24 protein-coding genes and 1 pseudogene are annotated in these 14,050 nt (G+C 42.8%); all 25 read right to left on the bottom strand.

Annotated features, from left to right (window positions below; all coding sequences use genetic code 11):
* Positions 1–5 precede the first annotated feature (5 nt).
* The 25 genes and pseudogenes from map to tuf all read right to left on the bottom strand — a co-directional run bounded on the left by map (position 6) and on the right by tuf (position 13,994).
* Entirely contained in the window at positions 6–752 is a 747-nt protein-coding gene (gene map, locus B5354_RS01145) for a type I methionyl aminopeptidase (protein WP_079525169.1), read from the bottom strand.
* On the bottom strand, positions 749–1,402 hold the full coding sequence (locus B5354_RS01140; protein WP_079525167.1) for an adenylate kinase: 654 nt from the start codon (positions 1,400–1,402) through the stop codon (positions 749–751). The genes map and B5354_RS01140 overlap by 4 nt, the downstream gene beginning before the upstream one ends.
* A gap of 36 nt (positions 1,403–1,438) precedes the next feature.
* Positions 1,439–2,731: a preprotein translocase subunit SecY gene (gene secY / locus B5354_RS01135; protein ID WP_079525165.1), complete on the bottom strand. Its 1,293-nt coding sequence runs from the start codon at positions 2,729–2,731 to the stop codon at positions 1,439–1,441.
* Positions 2,731–3,171, bottom strand: coding sequence for a 50S ribosomal protein L15 (gene rplO / locus B5354_RS01130; protein ID WP_079525163.1), 441 nt, complete (start codon positions 3,169–3,171; stop codon positions 2,731–2,733). The genes secY and rplO overlap by 1 nt, the downstream gene beginning before the upstream one ends.
* A gap of 31 nt (positions 3,172–3,202) precedes the next feature.
* Positions 3,203–3,385, bottom strand: coding sequence for a 50S ribosomal protein L30 (gene rpmD / locus B5354_RS01125; protein WP_079525161.1), 183 nt, complete (start codon positions 3,383–3,385; stop codon positions 3,203–3,205).
* Positions 3,386–3,403: 18 nt separating this feature from the next.
* Positions 3,404–3,901: a 30S ribosomal protein S5 gene (rpsE, locus tag B5354_RS01120; protein ID WP_079525159.1), complete on the bottom strand. Its 498-nt coding sequence runs from the start codon at positions 3,899–3,901 to the stop codon at positions 3,404–3,406.
* A gap of 20 nt (positions 3,902–3,921) precedes the next feature.
* Entirely contained in the window at positions 3,922–4,284 is a 363-nt protein-coding gene (gene rplR, locus B5354_RS01115) for a 50S ribosomal protein L18 (protein ID WP_079525157.1), read from the bottom strand.
* A gap of 35 nt (positions 4,285–4,319) precedes the next feature.
* Entirely contained in the window at positions 4,320–4,856 is a 537-nt protein-coding gene (gene rplF / locus B5354_RS01110) for a 50S ribosomal protein L6 (protein ID WP_079525155.1), read from the bottom strand.
* A gap of 31 nt (positions 4,857–4,887) precedes the next feature.
* Positions 4,888–5,286: a 30S ribosomal protein S8 gene (gene rpsH / locus B5354_RS01105; RefSeq protein WP_079525153.1), complete on the bottom strand. Its 399-nt coding sequence runs from the start codon at positions 5,284–5,286 to the stop codon at positions 4,888–4,890.
* Positions 5,287–5,316: 30 nt separating this feature from the next.
* Positions 5,317–5,502: a type Z 30S ribosomal protein S14 gene (locus B5354_RS01100; protein ID WP_035511674.1), complete on the bottom strand. Its 186-nt coding sequence runs from the start codon at positions 5,500–5,502 to the stop codon at positions 5,317–5,319.
* A 26-nt stretch (positions 5,503–5,528) separates the two neighbouring features.
* A complete protein-coding gene (gene rplE, locus B5354_RS01095) occupies positions 5,529–6,068 on the bottom strand; it encodes a 50S ribosomal protein L5 (RefSeq protein ID WP_079525151.1) in 540 nt (179 codons plus the stop codon).
* A gap of 26 nt (positions 6,069–6,094) precedes the next feature.
* Entirely contained in the window at positions 6,095–6,406 is a 312-nt protein-coding gene (rplX, locus tag B5354_RS01090; protein ID WP_079525150.1) for a 50S ribosomal protein L24, read from the bottom strand.
* 42 nt (positions 6,407–6,448) lie between these two features.
* Complete coding sequence (gene rplN, locus B5354_RS01085; protein WP_079525148.1) at positions 6,449–6,817, bottom strand: 50S ribosomal protein L14; 369 nt, start codon at positions 6,815–6,817, stop codon at positions 6,449–6,451.
* Between the two features lie 41 nt (positions 6,818–6,858).
* Complete coding sequence (gene rpsQ, locus B5354_RS01080) at positions 6,859–7,122, bottom strand: 30S ribosomal protein S17 (protein WP_079525146.1); 264 nt, start codon at positions 7,120–7,122, stop codon at positions 6,859–6,861.
* A 28-nt stretch (positions 7,123–7,150) separates the two neighbouring features.
* A complete protein-coding gene (gene rpmC / locus B5354_RS01075) occupies positions 7,151–7,348 on the bottom strand; it encodes a 50S ribosomal protein L29 (protein ID WP_079525144.1) in 198 nt (65 codons plus the stop codon).
* A complete protein-coding gene (gene rplP / locus B5354_RS01070) occupies positions 7,338–7,772 on the bottom strand; it encodes a 50S ribosomal protein L16 (RefSeq protein ID WP_079525143.1) in 435 nt (144 codons plus the stop codon). The genes rpmC and rplP overlap by 11 nt, the downstream gene beginning before the upstream one ends.
* A pseudogene (gene rpsC, locus B5354_RS01065) lies at positions 7,766–8,432 on the bottom strand (30S ribosomal protein S3). Before rpsC ends, rplP begins: the two are co-directional and overlap by 7 nt.
* 3 nt (positions 8,433–8,435) lie before the next feature.
* Positions 8,436–8,777 carry a 50S ribosomal protein L22 gene (gene rplV, locus B5354_RS01060; RefSeq protein ID WP_079525139.1) on the bottom strand — a complete coding sequence of 114 codons (342 nt, stop codon included), beginning with the start codon at positions 8,775–8,777 and terminating at the stop codon, positions 8,436–8,438.
* A 21-nt stretch (positions 8,778–8,798) separates the two neighbouring features.
* On the bottom strand, positions 8,799–9,077 hold the full coding sequence (rpsS, locus tag B5354_RS01055) for a 30S ribosomal protein S19 (protein WP_079525137.1): 279 nt from the start codon (positions 9,075–9,077) through the stop codon (positions 8,799–8,801).
* A gap of 57 nt (positions 9,078–9,134) precedes the next feature.
* Positions 9,135–9,968, bottom strand: coding sequence for a 50S ribosomal protein L2 (rplB, locus tag B5354_RS01050; RefSeq protein WP_079525135.1), 834 nt, complete (start codon positions 9,966–9,968; stop codon positions 9,135–9,137).
* 34 nt (positions 9,969–10,002) lie between these two features.
* The gene (gene rplW, locus B5354_RS01045; protein WP_079525133.1) at positions 10,003–10,290 is read right to left on the bottom strand and encodes a 50S ribosomal protein L23; all 288 of its coding nucleotides are present in this window, start codon (positions 10,288–10,290) and stop codon (positions 10,003–10,005) included.
* Positions 10,290–10,913, bottom strand: coding sequence for a 50S ribosomal protein L4 (gene rplD / locus B5354_RS01040; protein ID WP_079525131.1), 624 nt, complete (start codon positions 10,911–10,913; stop codon positions 10,290–10,292). The genes rplW and rplD overlap by 1 nt, the downstream gene beginning before the upstream one ends.
* A 22-nt stretch (positions 10,914–10,935) precedes the next feature.
* Positions 10,936–11,571, bottom strand: a complete 636-nt coding sequence (gene rplC / locus B5354_RS01035) for a 50S ribosomal protein L3 (protein ID WP_079525129.1) — start codon at positions 11,569–11,571, stop codon at positions 10,936–10,938.
* Positions 11,572–11,603: 32 nt separating this feature from the next.
* Complete coding sequence (rpsJ, locus tag B5354_RS01030; protein WP_079525128.1) at positions 11,604–11,912, bottom strand: 30S ribosomal protein S10; 309 nt, start codon at positions 11,910–11,912, stop codon at positions 11,604–11,606.
* Between the two features lie 891 nt (positions 11,913–12,803).
* Positions 12,804–13,994, bottom strand: coding sequence for an elongation factor Tu (tuf, locus tag B5354_RS01020; RefSeq protein ID WP_079525124.1), 1,191 nt, complete (start codon positions 13,992–13,994; stop codon positions 12,804–12,806).
* Between the last annotated feature and the right edge of the window lie 56 nt (positions 13,995–14,050).

Below are 14,050 nucleotides of genomic sequence, written 5' to 3'. Positions count from 1 at the left end.
TTCACTTAGGATTTAGTTAATACTTCGTAACCTTCTTCCGTAATCGCAATGGTGTGTTCGAAATGCGCACACATTTTATCATCTTGTGTCACTACCGTCCAACGGTCCGACAGAGTCTTAACATATCGAGACCCGGCATTAACCATTGGCTCTACAGCCAGAACCATTCCTGGTTTCAAGCGCGGACCTTTATTAGGCGGACCGTAATGAGGAATTTGAGGGTCCTCATGAAGATCTTGCCCAACACCATGGCCCACATATTCGCGTACAATCGAAAAACCTTCAGCTTCGACATAGCTTTGAATGGCATGGGATATATTAGAAAGGCGTTCACCAGGCTTTGCTTCATCAAGTCCTTTTAACAACGATGTCTCTGTTACTCTCAGCAAATCCTCTGTTTTTTTATCCACGGTGCCGACAGGGTAGGTCCAAGCCGAATCACCATGGTAGCCTTTGTATTTTGCACCAATATCGATACTAATGACATCGCCCTCGTTTAAAACACGGTCTCCCGGTATTCCATGGACGAGCTCTTCATTGACCGATGCGCAAATACTACCACGGAATCCATTATAACCTTTAAAAGAAGGGAATGCATCCATACTGCGTATAAATTGATCAGCAATTTGATCTAATTCCCCAGTCGTTATACCGGGCCGGATACTTTTCTTCAACTCCTGGTGCGTTAGGGCAACAATTCTGCCCGCTTCACGCATGATCTTAATCTCCCGTGGTGTTTTGCAATTTATCATTTCACAAGGCCTCCGAGCTTTTTGTCAATGTCTTGAAAAACAAGGTCGATATCTCTATCACCATCGAAACTTACTAAATATCCCTTATCCTGGTAGAAGTCTAAAAGAGGTTGTGATTGCTCCACATTTACTTCTAAACGTTTTTTCACGGTTTCAGGCTGGTCGTCTTCACGTTGAATTAACTCTGCACCATCATGGTCGCATTTCCCTACCACTTCAGGCGGGTTAAATACAACATGATAAGTTGCTCCACATGTCGGACAAACTCTTCGTCCAGTCAGACGTTCAATGAGTTGGTCTTTAGGAACTTCAATATGAAGAACGTAATCAATAGATTCATCCATATCTTTCAGCAAGTTCTCCAATGCTTCTGCTTGAGCAATAGTTCTAGGAAAACCATCCAGCAAGAAACCACTTTGACAATCTGACTTGCTTAGACGCTCGCGAACGATCCCAATGGTTACTTCATCTGGGACTAATTCGCCATTGTCCATATATGATTTAGCCTCTTGGCCAAGTTTCGTTCCTTCTTTGATAGCTAAACGGAACATATCTCCAGTTGAGATATGAGGGATGTTATATTTTTCGACTATCTTCTCCGCCTGTGTACCTTTACCGGCACCAGGAAGACCCATCAGAATTAAATTCAACGTGTTCCCTCCGTCTCATTTCATTATCTTGCTTACCTACTTAATAAAGCCTTGATAATGGCGTTTCACAAGCTGGCTTTCAAGCTGCTTCATCATTTCAAGAGCAACCCCTACAACGATGAGCAGACCAGTTCCTCCAATTTGGACAGTTGGCGGCAGTTCTGCCGCAGCACCTAATATAATCGGAAGAATTGAGACAGCTGCTAGGAAAATAGAACCTACGAAGGTTAAGCGGTACATGACCCTTGTCAGGTAGGTCTCAGTATTTGCGCCAGGGCGAATACCAGGGATATACCCACCTTGCTTCTTCAAATTATCTGCCATTTGCTCTGGATTCACCTGAACAAATGTATAGAAGTAAGTGAAGGCAATAATTAACGCAACATAGATAATCATTCCAGGCCAGTTCTGATAATCAAATATATATTGAATAACAGATGCCACTTCATTCCCTTCAAAGAATCCGGCAACGGTTCTTGGAGCAATAATGAATGAAATAGCGAAAATTACTGGAATAACCCCTGCAGCATTTACTTTAATCGGCAAGTGGGTAGAATGCCCACCAACCGGCGAACGGTTCACCAATTTTTTTGCGTATTGGATTGGAATTTTACGAAGTGCTTGTTGGATGAAGATGACTCCAACTACTACAGCAACGATAACCAGGGCAATGATCGCAATGATTACAAGGTTCATAAACAACTGATCTCCAGCACCAGAGATGTACTGATCATATAGTTGATTAACACCGGTTGGAATCGCTGCAACAATCCCGGCAAAAATTAGAATTGATATTCCGTTCCCAACACCATGAGAAGTAATCTGTTCCCCTAGCCACATTAGGAAAGCTGTTCCACCTGTTAATACAAGAGCAATGACAGCGTATGTTAACACACTGGGGTTATCAATTAATTGACCACCAGCAAGTGTGTTAAAACCGATCGACATTCCAATTGCTTGAACAAAAGCTAGAGCGATTGTTCCATAGCGGGTAAACTGAGCTAATTTTCGACGGCCTACATCACCTTGACTTTTCCATTCCGCAAACTTAGGCACTACATCCATTTGCAATAGCTGCATAATGATGGAGGCTGTGATGTACGGCATAATACCCATAGCAAATATGGAGAAGTTCTGCAGCGCACCGCCTCCAAATGTATTCAAGAATCCGAATGCATTTTGTTCATCCATGAAGTTAATAGCATCCTGATTTGTAAATGGTACAGGTATGAATGTACCCAGGCGAAAAACAATGAGCATCAATAAAGTGAAGATAATTTTCCGCCGAATATCACCCACGCGCATAAAATTGGAGATTGTCCGGAACATTAAATCACCTCAGTTTGACCGCCCGCTGCTTCGATAGCTTCTTTCGCTGAAGCAGAGAACTTATGAGCTTTCACTGTAAGTTTTTTCTCTACAGAACCTTTACCTAAAACTTTGATGCCAGCTTTTTGCTTGCTGACCACGCCAGTTTCAAGTAGAAGTTCAGGAGTAACCTCAGTGCCCTCTTCAAAGCGATTAAGAGCATCAAGATTAATAATCGCAAAATCCTTACGGTGAATGTTCGTAAATCCACGTTTAGGCAAGCGTTGGAACAATGGCATTTGACCACCTTCAAAGCCTGGACGTGTCTTGCTGCCAGAGCGTTGTCCTTGACCTTTATGACCACGGCCGGATGTTTTACCATTACCGGAAGCCATTCCACGTCCAACACGGTTACGTTCTTTACGAGATCCAGCTGCTGGTTTCAGTTCATGCAGTTTCATGCGAGCACCTCCTTAATTATTGATTCTTAGCTTATACTTCTTTAATCGATACAAGGTGAGATACCTTATTTGCCATACCTCGGATCGCTGGGTTATCTTCAATTACGACAGATTGACGGATTTTGTTTAGACCGAGCGCTTTAACAGTTGCGCGTTGATCTTCAGGTCTGCCAATAACACTGCGCGTGAGGGTAATTTCTAACTTTTTAGCCATTTCATTTCCCTCCTTATCCTACAGTTCTTCTACGGACTTCCCACGAAGTCGAGCAACGTCTTCTGCGCGTTTAAGCTCGCCAAGTCCACTTAGAGTCGCACGCACCATGTTAATTGGTGTATTTGAACCAAGTGACTTAGAAAGGATGTCTTGAACACCTGCAAGCTCAAGAACCGCACGTACAGGACCACCTGCGATAACTCCGGTACCTTCTGCTGCTGGCTTCATAAGAATGCTGCCTGCACCAAACTGTCCTGTGATTTCGTGTGGAATCGTCGTATCTTTTATTGGTACTGAAATAAGATTCTTCTTCGCATCATCAATAGCTTTCTTAATCGCATCCGGTACCTCCTGCGCTTTACCAGTACCAAACCCGACATGGCCATTTTTGTCTCCTACAACCACCAATGCAGCAAAACGGAAGCGACGGCCACCTTTAACTACTTTTGCAACACGGTTGATCGTTACTACGCGTTCTTCTAGATCTAGTTTACTAGGGTCAATGTTTGTTAGCATTTATGTCCCTCCTTTAACGATTAAAATTCCAGGCCGGCTTCGCGAGCCGCGTCTGCTAGAGCTTTTACACGTCCATGATACAAGTAACCGCCACGGTCGAACACAACGACTTTATAACCGTTGTCTTTGGCACGTTTAGCTACTAATTCACCGACTTTTTCAGCTGCTTCAATGTTTCCAGTGTTATCAAGACCGAAGTCTTTTTCAACAGTAGAAGCACTTGCTAGTGTAACTTGGTTCGTATCATCGATTAATTGTGCATAGATGTGTTTGTTAGATCGGTAAACGTTCAAGCGCGGACGCTCTGCTGTACCAGCAACAGTTGTACGAACACGGGCATGACGCTTCTTACGTACGGCATTTTTATCAGCCTTCGTGATCATCTGGGTCACTCCTTTCTATTCCTTACCTTAGCACCTTATTTAGCTGTTTTACCTTCTTTTCTGCGAACACGTTCGTTTTCATAACGAATTCCTTTACCTTTATAAGGTTCTGGAGGACGAATAGCACGAATCTTTGCAGCAACAGCGCCGACAAGTTCTTTGTCAATTCCTTTAATAGTCAGTTTCGTATTGGATGGTACATCGATTTCGATTCCATCACGCTTTTCAATTTCTACAGGGTGAGAGTAACCAGCATTAACGACAACAGTTTCTCCCTGTTTTTGCGCACGGTAACCTACACCGATAATTTCAAGGCTTTTCTCGTATCCTTTAGATACTCCCTCAACCATGTTTCCGATCAGGCTGCGAGTGGTACCGTGAAGAGCACGATGTTCTTTATGATCGCTAGGGCGAGCTACTGTAAGAACATTATCTTCAATCTTCACCGTGATATCTTCGTGGAATGTACGAGTTAATTCACCTTTTGGCCCTTTAACTGTGATTGTATTATTATCCTGAATGATTTCTACACCTTCAGGGATTTCTAATGATTTTAATCCTACGCGAGACATTCATTTGCACCTCCTGTCTTATCTAATTCGATTACCAAACATATGCTAGAACTTCGCCGCCAATGGCTTGTTCACGAGCTTCTTTGTCGGTTAATACACCTTTTGAAGTAGAAACAACGGCAACACCAAGTCCGTTTAGAACTTTTGGTAGTTCTTCGGCTTTAGCATAAACACGTAGTCCTGGTTTACTGATACGCTTCACACCAGTGATAACACGTTCATCATTTTGACCGTACTTAAGGAATAAGCGCAGGACACCTTGTTTGCTATCCTCTACAAATTCATAATCACGTACAAAACCTTCACGTTTTAGGATATCAGCAATTTCTTTTTTCACTTTAGAAGCTGGTAGTTCAAGCTTCTCGTGACGAACCATATTCGCGTTGCGAATACGCGTAAGCATATCTGCAATTGGATCTGTCATAGTCATAACTCATATACCTCCTTCCCTATATCGGGTTTACCAGCTGGCTTTTTTGACACCAGGGATTTGTCCTTTGTATGCAAGTTCACGGAAACAAATACGGCAAAGCTTAAATTTACGAAGTACGGAATGAGGACGTCCGCAACGTTCGCAGCGAGTATATTCACGTACTTGGTACTTTTGTTTGCGCTGCTGTTTCGCGACCATTGATTTTTTAGCCACAATTTTCCCTCCTTAAAGTTAGCTCATTATTTCTGGAACGGCATACCGAATTGAGCTAATAGTTCACGTGATTCTTCGTCAGTGTCAGCCGTTGTGACGATTACGATATCCATGCCACGCACTTTATCTACTTTGTCATAATTAATTTCTGGGAAAATCAGCTGCTCTTTAACCCCAAGTGTGTAGTTTCCACGTCCGTCAAAGGCTTTCTTTGAGATTCCGCGGAAGTCTCTAACACGTGGTAAAGATACAGATACAAGCTTTTGGAAAAATTCATACATACGCTCTCCGCGAAGTGTTACTTTCGCACCAATTGGCATACCTTCACGCAAACGGAAACCTGCAATAGATTTCTTAGCTTTTGTAATCATTGGCTTTTGACCAGAGATTAATGATAATTCTTCCACAGCTGAATCAAGTGCTTTCGCATTCTGCACTGCATCTCCAACACCCATATTAATGACAATTTTCTCGATTTTAGGTGCTTGCATAATAGAGTCGTAATTAAACTTGCTCATCATAGATGGCACAATTTCTTCTTGATATTTTTTCTTGAATTGGTTCATCAAGTGGCCCTCCTTTCGTCACTGGATTATTTATCTAAAGCTTCACCAGATTTTTTCGCGATACGAACTTTTTTTCCGTTCTCAACTTTATAACCAACACGAGTTGGTTCGCCGGATTTTGGATCAATCGGCATTACGTTGGAAACGTGAATTGGCGCTTCCTGAGTAAGAATCCCGCCCTGTGGGTTATCTTGGGAAGGTTTAGCGTGTTTCTTAACTTCATTCACACCTTCTACAAGAACTCGGTCTTTCTTCGGGTATGCTTCAAGGATCGAACCTTGCTTACCTTTATCCTTACCGGAAATAACCATAACTTTGTCACCTTTTTTCACGTGCATGCTTCGCGCACCTCCTTAACAAGGCATTTCAATTCAGAGTTTTTACAATACTTCTGGAGCTAATGATACGATCTTCATGAATTTAGCGTCACGAAGTTCACGAGCTACCGGGCCAAAGATACGTGTTCCGCGTGGTCCTTTGTCATCACGCACGATTACTGCTGCGTTTTCATCGAAACGAATGTAAGAACCATCTTTACGACGCATTCCGCTCTTTGAACGTACAATAACGGCCTTTACAATTTCACCTTTTTTGACAACGCCCCCTGGTGTTGCTTGTTTCACAGTAGCGGTAATAATATCACCGATGTTAGCAGTCTTACGCCCTGATCCACCCAATACTTTAATCGTTTGGATTTCACGAGCACCAGAGTTGTCGGCTACTTTCAAACGAGTCTCCTGTTGAATCATACACTGTAACCTCCCTTCGGAATCATTCCGAGCGAACTATATTAAATAATAACAGACTCTTCTACGACTTCTACAAGACGGAAACGCTTTGTCGCTGATAGCGGGCGTGTTTCCATAATGCGCACAATGTCACCATTTTTAGCTTGATTGTTTTCGTCATGAGTCTTGAATTTTTTTGAATACTTTACGCGTTTGCCATAAAGTTTGTGGAACTTATATGTCTCAACTAGAACAGTAATGGTTTTATCCATTTTGTCTGATACTACACGTCCAGTGTAAACTTTACGATTGTTACGTTCACTCATGTGAGGGTGACCTCCTCTCATTTATTAATTAATTTACGCCTAACTCACGTTCACGAGCAACAGTTTTCATACGTGCGATGGACTTGCGAACCTCGCGAATACGCGCAGTGTTCTCAAGTTGACCTGTTGCCAGCTGAAAACGCAGGTTAAAAAGTTCTTCTTTTAAAGACTTAACTTTTTGTTCAATTTCGGCAGTGGTTAATTCACGGATTTCATTAGCCTTCATTGATTTCACCACCAATTTCTTCACGTTTTACAAATTTAGTGCGGATCGGCAGTTTGTGTGAAGCAAGACGCAACGCTTCGCGCGCAACTTCTTCTGATACACCCGCAATTTCAAACAAGATTTTCCCTGGCTTAACTACAGCTACGAAGCCTTCTGGAGCACCTTTACCGGAACCCATTCGTACTTCTAGGGGTTTAGCAGTATAAGGCTTATCCGGGAAAATTTTAATCCATACTTTACCGCCACGCTTCATGTAACGAGTCATTGCGATACGCGCTGCCTCGATTTGACGGGCTGTGATCCATGCAGGATCGATTGCTTGCAAACCATATTCACCGAAATCTACTGAAGTGCCGCCTTTTGCACGACCTCTTAAGCTAGCACGGTGTTGACGACGATATTTAACACGTTTAGGCATTAACATAATGCTTTTCCCCCTTCCTTAATTGTTGTTTTTAGTTGGAAGGATTTCTCCACGATAGATCCACACTTTAACACCAAGTTTACCGTATGTGGTGTCAGCTTCAGCAGTTCCATAATCGATATCTGCACGAAGTGTGTGAAGTGGTACTGTTCCTTCACTGTAATATTCTGCACGAGCGATATCCGCACCGCCTAGGCGTCCAGATACTTGTGTACGAATACCTTTAGCTCCTCCACGCATAGCGCGTTGGATTGTTTGTTTCTGTGCACGACGGAAAGATACACGGTTTTCCAGTTGACGTGCAATATTGTCAGCTACAAGCGTAGCGTTTAGGTCAGGTTTCTTCACCTCAACAATGTTGATGTGAACACGTTTACCAGTTAGGTTATTTAGCGATTTACGAAGTGCTTCAACTTCAGATCCGCCTTTACCGATAACCATACCTGGCTTACCAGTGTGAATGGTAATGTTTACACGGTTTGCTGCGCGCTCAATTTCAACTGTAGATACGGCAGCATCTTTTAGACGTTGTTCAATATATTCACGAACTTTAATATCTTCATGCAACAAGTCAGCATAGTCTTTACCAGCGTACCACTTAGACTCCCAGTCACGGATAACGCCAATACGAAGACCTACCGGATTAACTTTTTGACCCACTGATTATCCCTCCTTCTTTTCTGATACAACCACTGTAATATGGCTGGTACGTTTGTTGATTTGGCTTGCACGTCCCATCGCACGAGGGCGGAAACGTTTAAGAGTGACACCTTCATTTACAAACGCTTCGGAAACGTATAAATTGTCCGGGTCCATTTCATAATTGTGTTCAGCATTTGCAATCGCAGATTTAAGTACCTTCTCCACAACAGGAGATGCACCACGCTGTTTCAGGCGTAATGTTGCGATCGCTTCACCTACGTTTTTTCCTCGAATCAAATCGATAACCAAACGAGCTTTACGAGGAGCAATACGAACGGTTTTAGCAACTGCTTTAGCTTGCATTAGAGTAGCCTCCTCTCTCCATTAGCGTTTTGTTTTCTTATCGTCGCCTGAGTGTCCCTTAAACGTACGGGAAGGCGCGAATTCACCAAGCTTATGACCAACCATGTCTTCTGTCACGTAAACTGGTACGTGTTTGCGTCCGTCATAAACGGCAATTGTGTGTCCAACAAAGTTTGGGAAGATTGTAGAACGACGTGACCACGTCTTCACCACCTGGTGTTTGCTGTCTTCGTTCAACTTCTCAACTTTTTTCATTAAATGATCATCTACAAAAGGTCCCTTTTTTAGGCTGCGGCCCATGGATAAACCTCCCTTCGTGATTGAGAGACGGGTGTTATCGCCCGTCGTCCAACCCCGTTATTTTTTACCTCTTCTACGAACGATATATTTATCTGATGGTTTGTTACGCTTACGTGTCTTGTAACCAAGAGTTGGCTGACCCCATGGAGACACTGGAGAAGGTCTGCCGATAGGCGCGCGTCCTTCACCACCACCGTGAGGGTGATCACTAGGGTTCATAACAGAACCACGTACAGTTGGGCGCTTGCCTTGCCAACGAGAACGTCCAGCTTTACCAACGCTGATTAATTCATGTTCAAGGTTACCAACTTGACCGATCGTCGCACGGCAAGTACTTAGTACTAGACGAACTTCACGGGAAGCTAAACGAACAAGTGTATATTTTTCTTCTCGACCAAGAATTTGTGCTGAAGCACCAGCTGAACGTACAAGCTGTCCTCCGCGCCCTGGTTTAAGTTCCACGTTGTGTACAATTGTACCTACTGGAATATCTTTTAGACGAAGTGAGTTACCTGTTTTGATATCTGCACCTTCACCTGAAATGATTTCATGGCCAACTTTCAGCCCTTTAGGAGCTAGAATGTAGCGTTTTTCTCCATCAACGTAGTTAATTAATGCAATGTTTGCGGAACGGTTTGGATCGTATTCGATCGTAGCAACGCGTCCAGGTATTCCATCTTTATCACGCTTAAAGTCGATAATACGGTAATGACGCTTGTGACCTCCGCCTTGATGACGAACTGTCAGCCTACCCTGATTATTACGGCCACCACGCTTGTGCAATGGTGTCAATAGGGAGCGTTCAGGTTTGTCAGTAGTAATTTCAGAGAAATCTGATACTGACATGTGTCGACGACCGTTAGTAATTGGTCGAAACTTTTTAATCGCCATCTTATTTCCCTCCTTCACTTAGTGGATTTATAGTTTATACTTCAAAGAATTCTAGTTCTTCACTGTCTTCAGTTAGTGTGACAACTGCTTTCTTACGATCAGAACGGTATCCACCGTAACGACCCATACGCTTGAATTTCCCTTTAAGGTTCGCTGTGTTTACACGTGCAACTTTAACTCCGAAAATCTCTTCAACAGCTGTCTTGATTTCCGTTTTATTTGCTTTCGTGCTCACTTCAAACGTGTATTTCTTTTCTCCCATAAGGTCAGCAGAATGTTCAGTAATGACAGGGCGTTTTACGATATCGCGTGGTTCTTTCATTATGAGAGCACCTCCCCTGCTTTTTCAGCTGCTTCCTTCGTTAGGATAAGTTTGTCATGCGTTAGTAAATCTAACACACTTACTTCATCAAATGTTAATGTCTTCACTGTAGGAAGATTATTAGATGATAGAACAGCATTTTCATTTCGATCAGCTGTGACAATCAATGCTTTTTCATTAACATCTAAAGCTTTAAGCATGTTGACTACTTCCTTCGTTTTAGGCGCATCAAAAGAAAGGTCCTCAAGCACAACAATATTATCTTCTTGTACTTTAGAAGAATAAGCAGATTTCAATGCTAAACGACGCATTTTCTTAGGCATTTTGTAGCTATAGCTACGTGGGGTCGGACCAAATACAGTTCCGCCGCCTACCCACTGTGGTGAACGGGTTGACCCTTGACGCGCACGTCCGGTACCTTTTTGGCGCCATGGCTTACGACCGCCGCCACTAACTTCAGAACGGTTTTTAACTTTGTGTGTCCCTTGACGCAAAGAAGCGCGTTGTGACACAACAGCTTCATGTAAAACATGAGTATTAGGTTCAATTCCAAAAACAGCATCACTTAGTTCGATATCTCCAACTTGAGAGCCGCTTTGGCTTAATAGTGCTACTTTAGGCATGACATATCCTCCCTTCCTTTAATTATTTGCTAGCCTTTACTGCACTTGTTACTTTAACGTATGATTTTTTCGGTCCAGGGACATTCCCTTTAATGAGTAGCAGGTTACGCTCAGCGTCCACTTTCACTACTTCAAGGTTTTGCAGGGTAACTGTTTCTCCACCCATTTGTCCTGCAAGGCCTTTACCTTTGAAGACTTTAGATGGGTCAGCACCTTGCCCCATAGAACCAGAACGACGGTGAAAACGGGAACCGTGGCTCATTGGGCCGCGAGATTGGTTATGACGCTTGATTGCGCCTTGGAAACCTTTCCCTTTAGAAGTTCCTGTTACATCGATTACGTCACCATTTTCGAAAATATCTACTTTAACCTCTTGACCTAGTTCGTAGTCATCAAGGTTAGAATTACGGAATTCACGAATGTAGCGCTTAGGTGATGTGTTTGCTTTTTCAGCGTGACCTTGGTCAGCTTTCTTCAAACGGTTTGACTTTTGATCAGCAAAACCAAGTTGCAACGCTTCATAGCCATCATTTTCAACTGTCTTCTTCTGAAGAACAACGTTTGGCTCAGCCTGTACAACTGTTACTGGAATCAACTCTCCGTCTTCTGAAAAGATTTGAGTCATGCCGACCTTGCGTCCTAAGATTCCTTTCGTCATCCGTTCCACCTCCTATTGTTACTTTTTATAATTTATAATTTAATTTCAATATCCACACCTGAAGGCAGATCAAGACGCATTAGCGAATCTACTGTCTGCGGTGTCGGATTAACAATGTCGATAAGACGTTTGTGTGTACGCATTTCGAACTGTTCACGAGCATCTTTATACTTGTGAGTCGCACGAAGTACAGTATAGATAGATTTCTCAGTTGGAAGCGGGATTGGACCTGAAACATTTGCTCCAGAGCGCTTCGCAGTATCTACGATTTTCTCAGCGGATTGATCAAGCACACGGTGATCATACGCTTTTAAACGAATACGAATTTTTTCTTTTGCCATTATTTTCCCTCCTTCTTCGCCCATTTTTTAAAATAGACATTCTCCGCGAAAATTCCTTGATGTTACCCGCCATGGCAAAGGGGCCGGGTGTATCAACAACCTTTCGCATCATCGCCTTTTATGACCAACATTACTCATTATATAGAAGAATCGTGGTCAATGCAAGAGTGTTTTCATAAAAAGTTATGAAGTGAACACCTCAAGATATTATACATGCGTTTCATGCATAATTCAACCCTCATTTTAAATAGATATGATTATAGAACTTTTCATTTGAGTCAATTTCATAATCACTTTCTATTCGTGTTACCCCACAACTGCTCATTTGTTGAATCTGAGTTAGGTTCCATATTTTAAATAGGAGAATGGGGCTGGCAAACTACTCGCTTTCCACGGTGCCCCCACAGGACTTGGGGGCGTCCGGCGTTGAAACAGGAGGTTTCGGTTTTAGCCGAACTTCCTTAAAACCGGCAAGTCTCCTCGGTCTACGACTTCTGGGGTCGCGCCAGCGTTTCCTTTCTCGTAGGAGTCTCGCAGTTTCCCATCCCCATTTCGCTAATGAGAGCAACAGAACAATCTTACTAATAGTGTCTTGGTGAAAACCTATTGAATTCCCCACCTCCCCTTCTCTTCTCAGACATTATCGAGATTTCAGGATACTGCTTAGCCTAATAAAATTAATTTAAATTATATGCATGACTAGACTTGGGGAGATGATTCATTTATACACTTTGTATCTCTTGGGCTCAGGAGGATTTAAGTATGAAATCATTCTTTGATAGAACTGCAGAATAAATGACATTTCAGTTTTTCAAATGAAAAAACTGTTCAAGTAAAAATAAAAAATCAGGTAACGACCATTGGCCGTTACCTGATTTAGGGAATCATTTATTACTTAGTAATTTTAGAAACAACGCCAGAACCTACAGTACGTCCACCTTCGCGGATAGAAAATCTAGTTCCATCTTCAATCGCGATTGGAGAGATAAGTTCAACTGTCATTTCAATGTTATCGCCAGGCATTACCATTTCAACGCCTTCTGGAAGTTGAATAACACCAGTTACATCAGTTGTACGGAAGTAGAACTGAGGGCGGTAGTTTGAGAAGAATGGAGTGTGACGTCCACCTTCATCTTTTGATAGTACATAAACCTCAGCTTGGAAGTTTGTGTGTGGTGTAATAGAACCAGGCTTAGCTAGTACTTGACCACGGCTGATATCTTCACGGTTAACCCCACGAAGAAGTGCACCAATGTTATCGCCAGCTTCAGCATAATCTAGAAGCTTACGGAACATTTCCACACCAGTGATCGTAGTTTTGCGAGCATCTTCAGCCATACCGATGATTTCGATTTCGTCGCCGACTTTAACTTGGCCACGCTCAACACGACCAGTTGCAACTGTACCACGGCCAGTAATTGAGAATACATCCTCAACTGGCATCATGAATGGCTTGTCAGTGTCACGGTCTGGAGTTGGGATGAAAGCATCAACTTGTTCCATAAGGTCAAAGATAGCTTGTTCGTACTTCTCTTCACCTTCAAGTGCTTTAAGAGCAGAACCACTTACAACTGGTGTTTCATCACCATCGAAGTCATACTCAGAAAGAAGGTCACGAACTTCCATTTCAACTAACTCAAGAAGTTCTTCGTCGTCTACCATGTCTGTTTTGTTAAGGAAAACAACGATCGCTGGTACACCAACGTTTTTAGAAAGCAGGATGTGCTCACGAGTTTGTGGCATTGGGCCATCAGCTGCAGATACAACTAGGATAGCTCCGTCCATTTGTGCAGCACCAGTGATCATGTTTTTAACATAGTCAGCGTGACCAGGGCAGTCAACGTGTGCATAGTGACGAGTTTCAGTTTCGTACTCTACGTGTGCAGTAGAAATTGTGATTCCACGCTCACGCTCTTCTGGAGCACCATCGATCATATCGTAAGCCATTGCAGAGCCTTCACCGGATTTCTTGTGAAGTACAGTGGTGATTGCTGCAGTTAATGTAGTTTTACCATGGTCAACGTGTCCAATTGTACCAATGTTTACGTGGGACTTGGACCGGTCGAATTTTTCTTTACCCATTGTATATTTCCTCCTTTAAATAAATAACATAGTTATTTTTGAAATTAGTTTTATGA

Origin of the sequence: Halobacillus hunanensis, from assembly GCF_900166655.1 — a bacterium.
GTDB lineage: Bacteria > Bacillota > Bacilli > Bacillales > Halobacillaceae > Halobacillus_A > Halobacillus_A hunanensis.
Note: the sequence above shows the minus strand (reverse complement) of the source record. Positions and strands in the feature narration are given on the sequence as shown.

Bases quoted from the DNA above. Each gene is read 5' to 3' on its own strand.
- secY (WP_079525165.1), bottom strand. From the start codon at position 2,731: ATGTTCCGGACAATCTCCAATTTTATGCGCGTGGGTGATATTCGGCGG.
- rpsH (WP_079525153.1), bottom strand. From the start codon at position 5,286: ATGACTATGACAGATCCAATTGCAGATATGCTTACGCGTATTCGCAAC.
- tuf (WP_079525124.1), bottom strand. From the start codon at position 13,994: ATGGGTAAAGAAAAATTCGACCGGTCCAAGTCCCACGTAAACATTGGT.
- rpsJ (WP_079525128.1), bottom strand. From the start codon at position 11,912: ATGGCAAAAGAAAAAATTCGTATTCGTTTAAAAGCGTATGATCACCGT.
- rplE (WP_079525151.1), bottom strand. From the start codon at position 6,068: ATGAACCAATTCAAGAAAAAATATCAAGAAGAAATTGTGCCATCTATG.
- rplF (WP_079525155.1), bottom strand. From the start codon at position 4,856: ATGTCTCGCGTAGGATTAAAATCATTAGAAATCCCTGAAGGTGTAGAA.
- rpsQ (WP_079525146.1), bottom strand. From the start codon at position 7,122: ATGAGTGAACGTAACAATCGTAAAGTTTACACTGGACGTGTAGTATCA.
- rpsS (WP_079525137.1), bottom strand. From the start codon at position 9,077: ATGGGCCGCAGCCTAAAAAAGGGACCTTTTGTAGATGATCATTTAATG.
- rplX (WP_079525150.1), bottom strand. From the start codon at position 6,406: ATGCACGTGAAAAAAGGTGACAAAGTTATGGTTATTTCCGGTAAGGAT.
- rplO (WP_079525163.1), bottom strand. From the start codon at position 3,171: ATGAAACTGCATGAACTGAAACCAGCAGCTGGATCTCGTAAAGAACGT.
- map (WP_079525169.1), bottom strand. From the start codon at position 752: ATGATAAATTGCAAAACACCACGGGAGATTAAGATCATGCGTGAAGCG.
- rplN (WP_079525148.1), bottom strand. From the start codon at position 6,817: ATGATTCAACAGGAGACTCGTTTGAAAGTAGCCGACAACTCTGGTGCT.
- rplP (WP_079525143.1), bottom strand. From the start codon at position 7,772: ATGTTAATGCCTAAACGTGTTAAATATCGTCGTCAACACCGTGCTAGC.
- rplW (WP_079525133.1), bottom strand. From the start codon at position 10,290: ATGAAAGAACCACGCGATATCGTAAAACGCCCTGTCATTACTGAACAT.
- rpsE (WP_079525159.1), bottom strand. From the start codon at position 3,901: ATGCTAACAAACATTGACCCTAGTAAACTAGATCTAGAAGAACGCGTA.
- rpmC (WP_079525144.1), bottom strand. From the start codon at position 7,348: ATGAAGGCTAATGAAATCCGTGAATTAACCACTGCCGAAATTGAACAA.
- rpmD (WP_079525161.1), bottom strand. From the start codon at position 3,385: ATGGCTAAAAAGTTAGAAATTACCCTCACGCGCAGTGTTATTGGCAGA.
- rplB (WP_079525135.1), bottom strand. From the start codon at position 9,968: ATGGCGATTAAAAAGTTTCGACCAATTACTAACGGTCGTCGACACATG.
- rplC (WP_079525129.1), bottom strand. From the start codon at position 11,571: ATGACGAAAGGAATCTTAGGACGCAAGGTCGGCATGACTCAAATCTTT.
- rplV (WP_079525139.1), bottom strand. From the start codon at position 8,777: ATGCAAGCTAAAGCAGTTGCTAAAACCGTTCGTATTGCTCCTCGTAAA.
- rplD (WP_079525131.1), bottom strand. From the start codon at position 10,913: ATGCCTAAAGTAGCACTATTAAGCCAAAGCGGCTCTCAAGTTGGAGAT.
- rplR (WP_079525157.1), bottom strand. From the start codon at position 4,284: ATGATCACGAAGGCTGATAAAAATGCCGTACGTAAGAAGCGTCATGCC.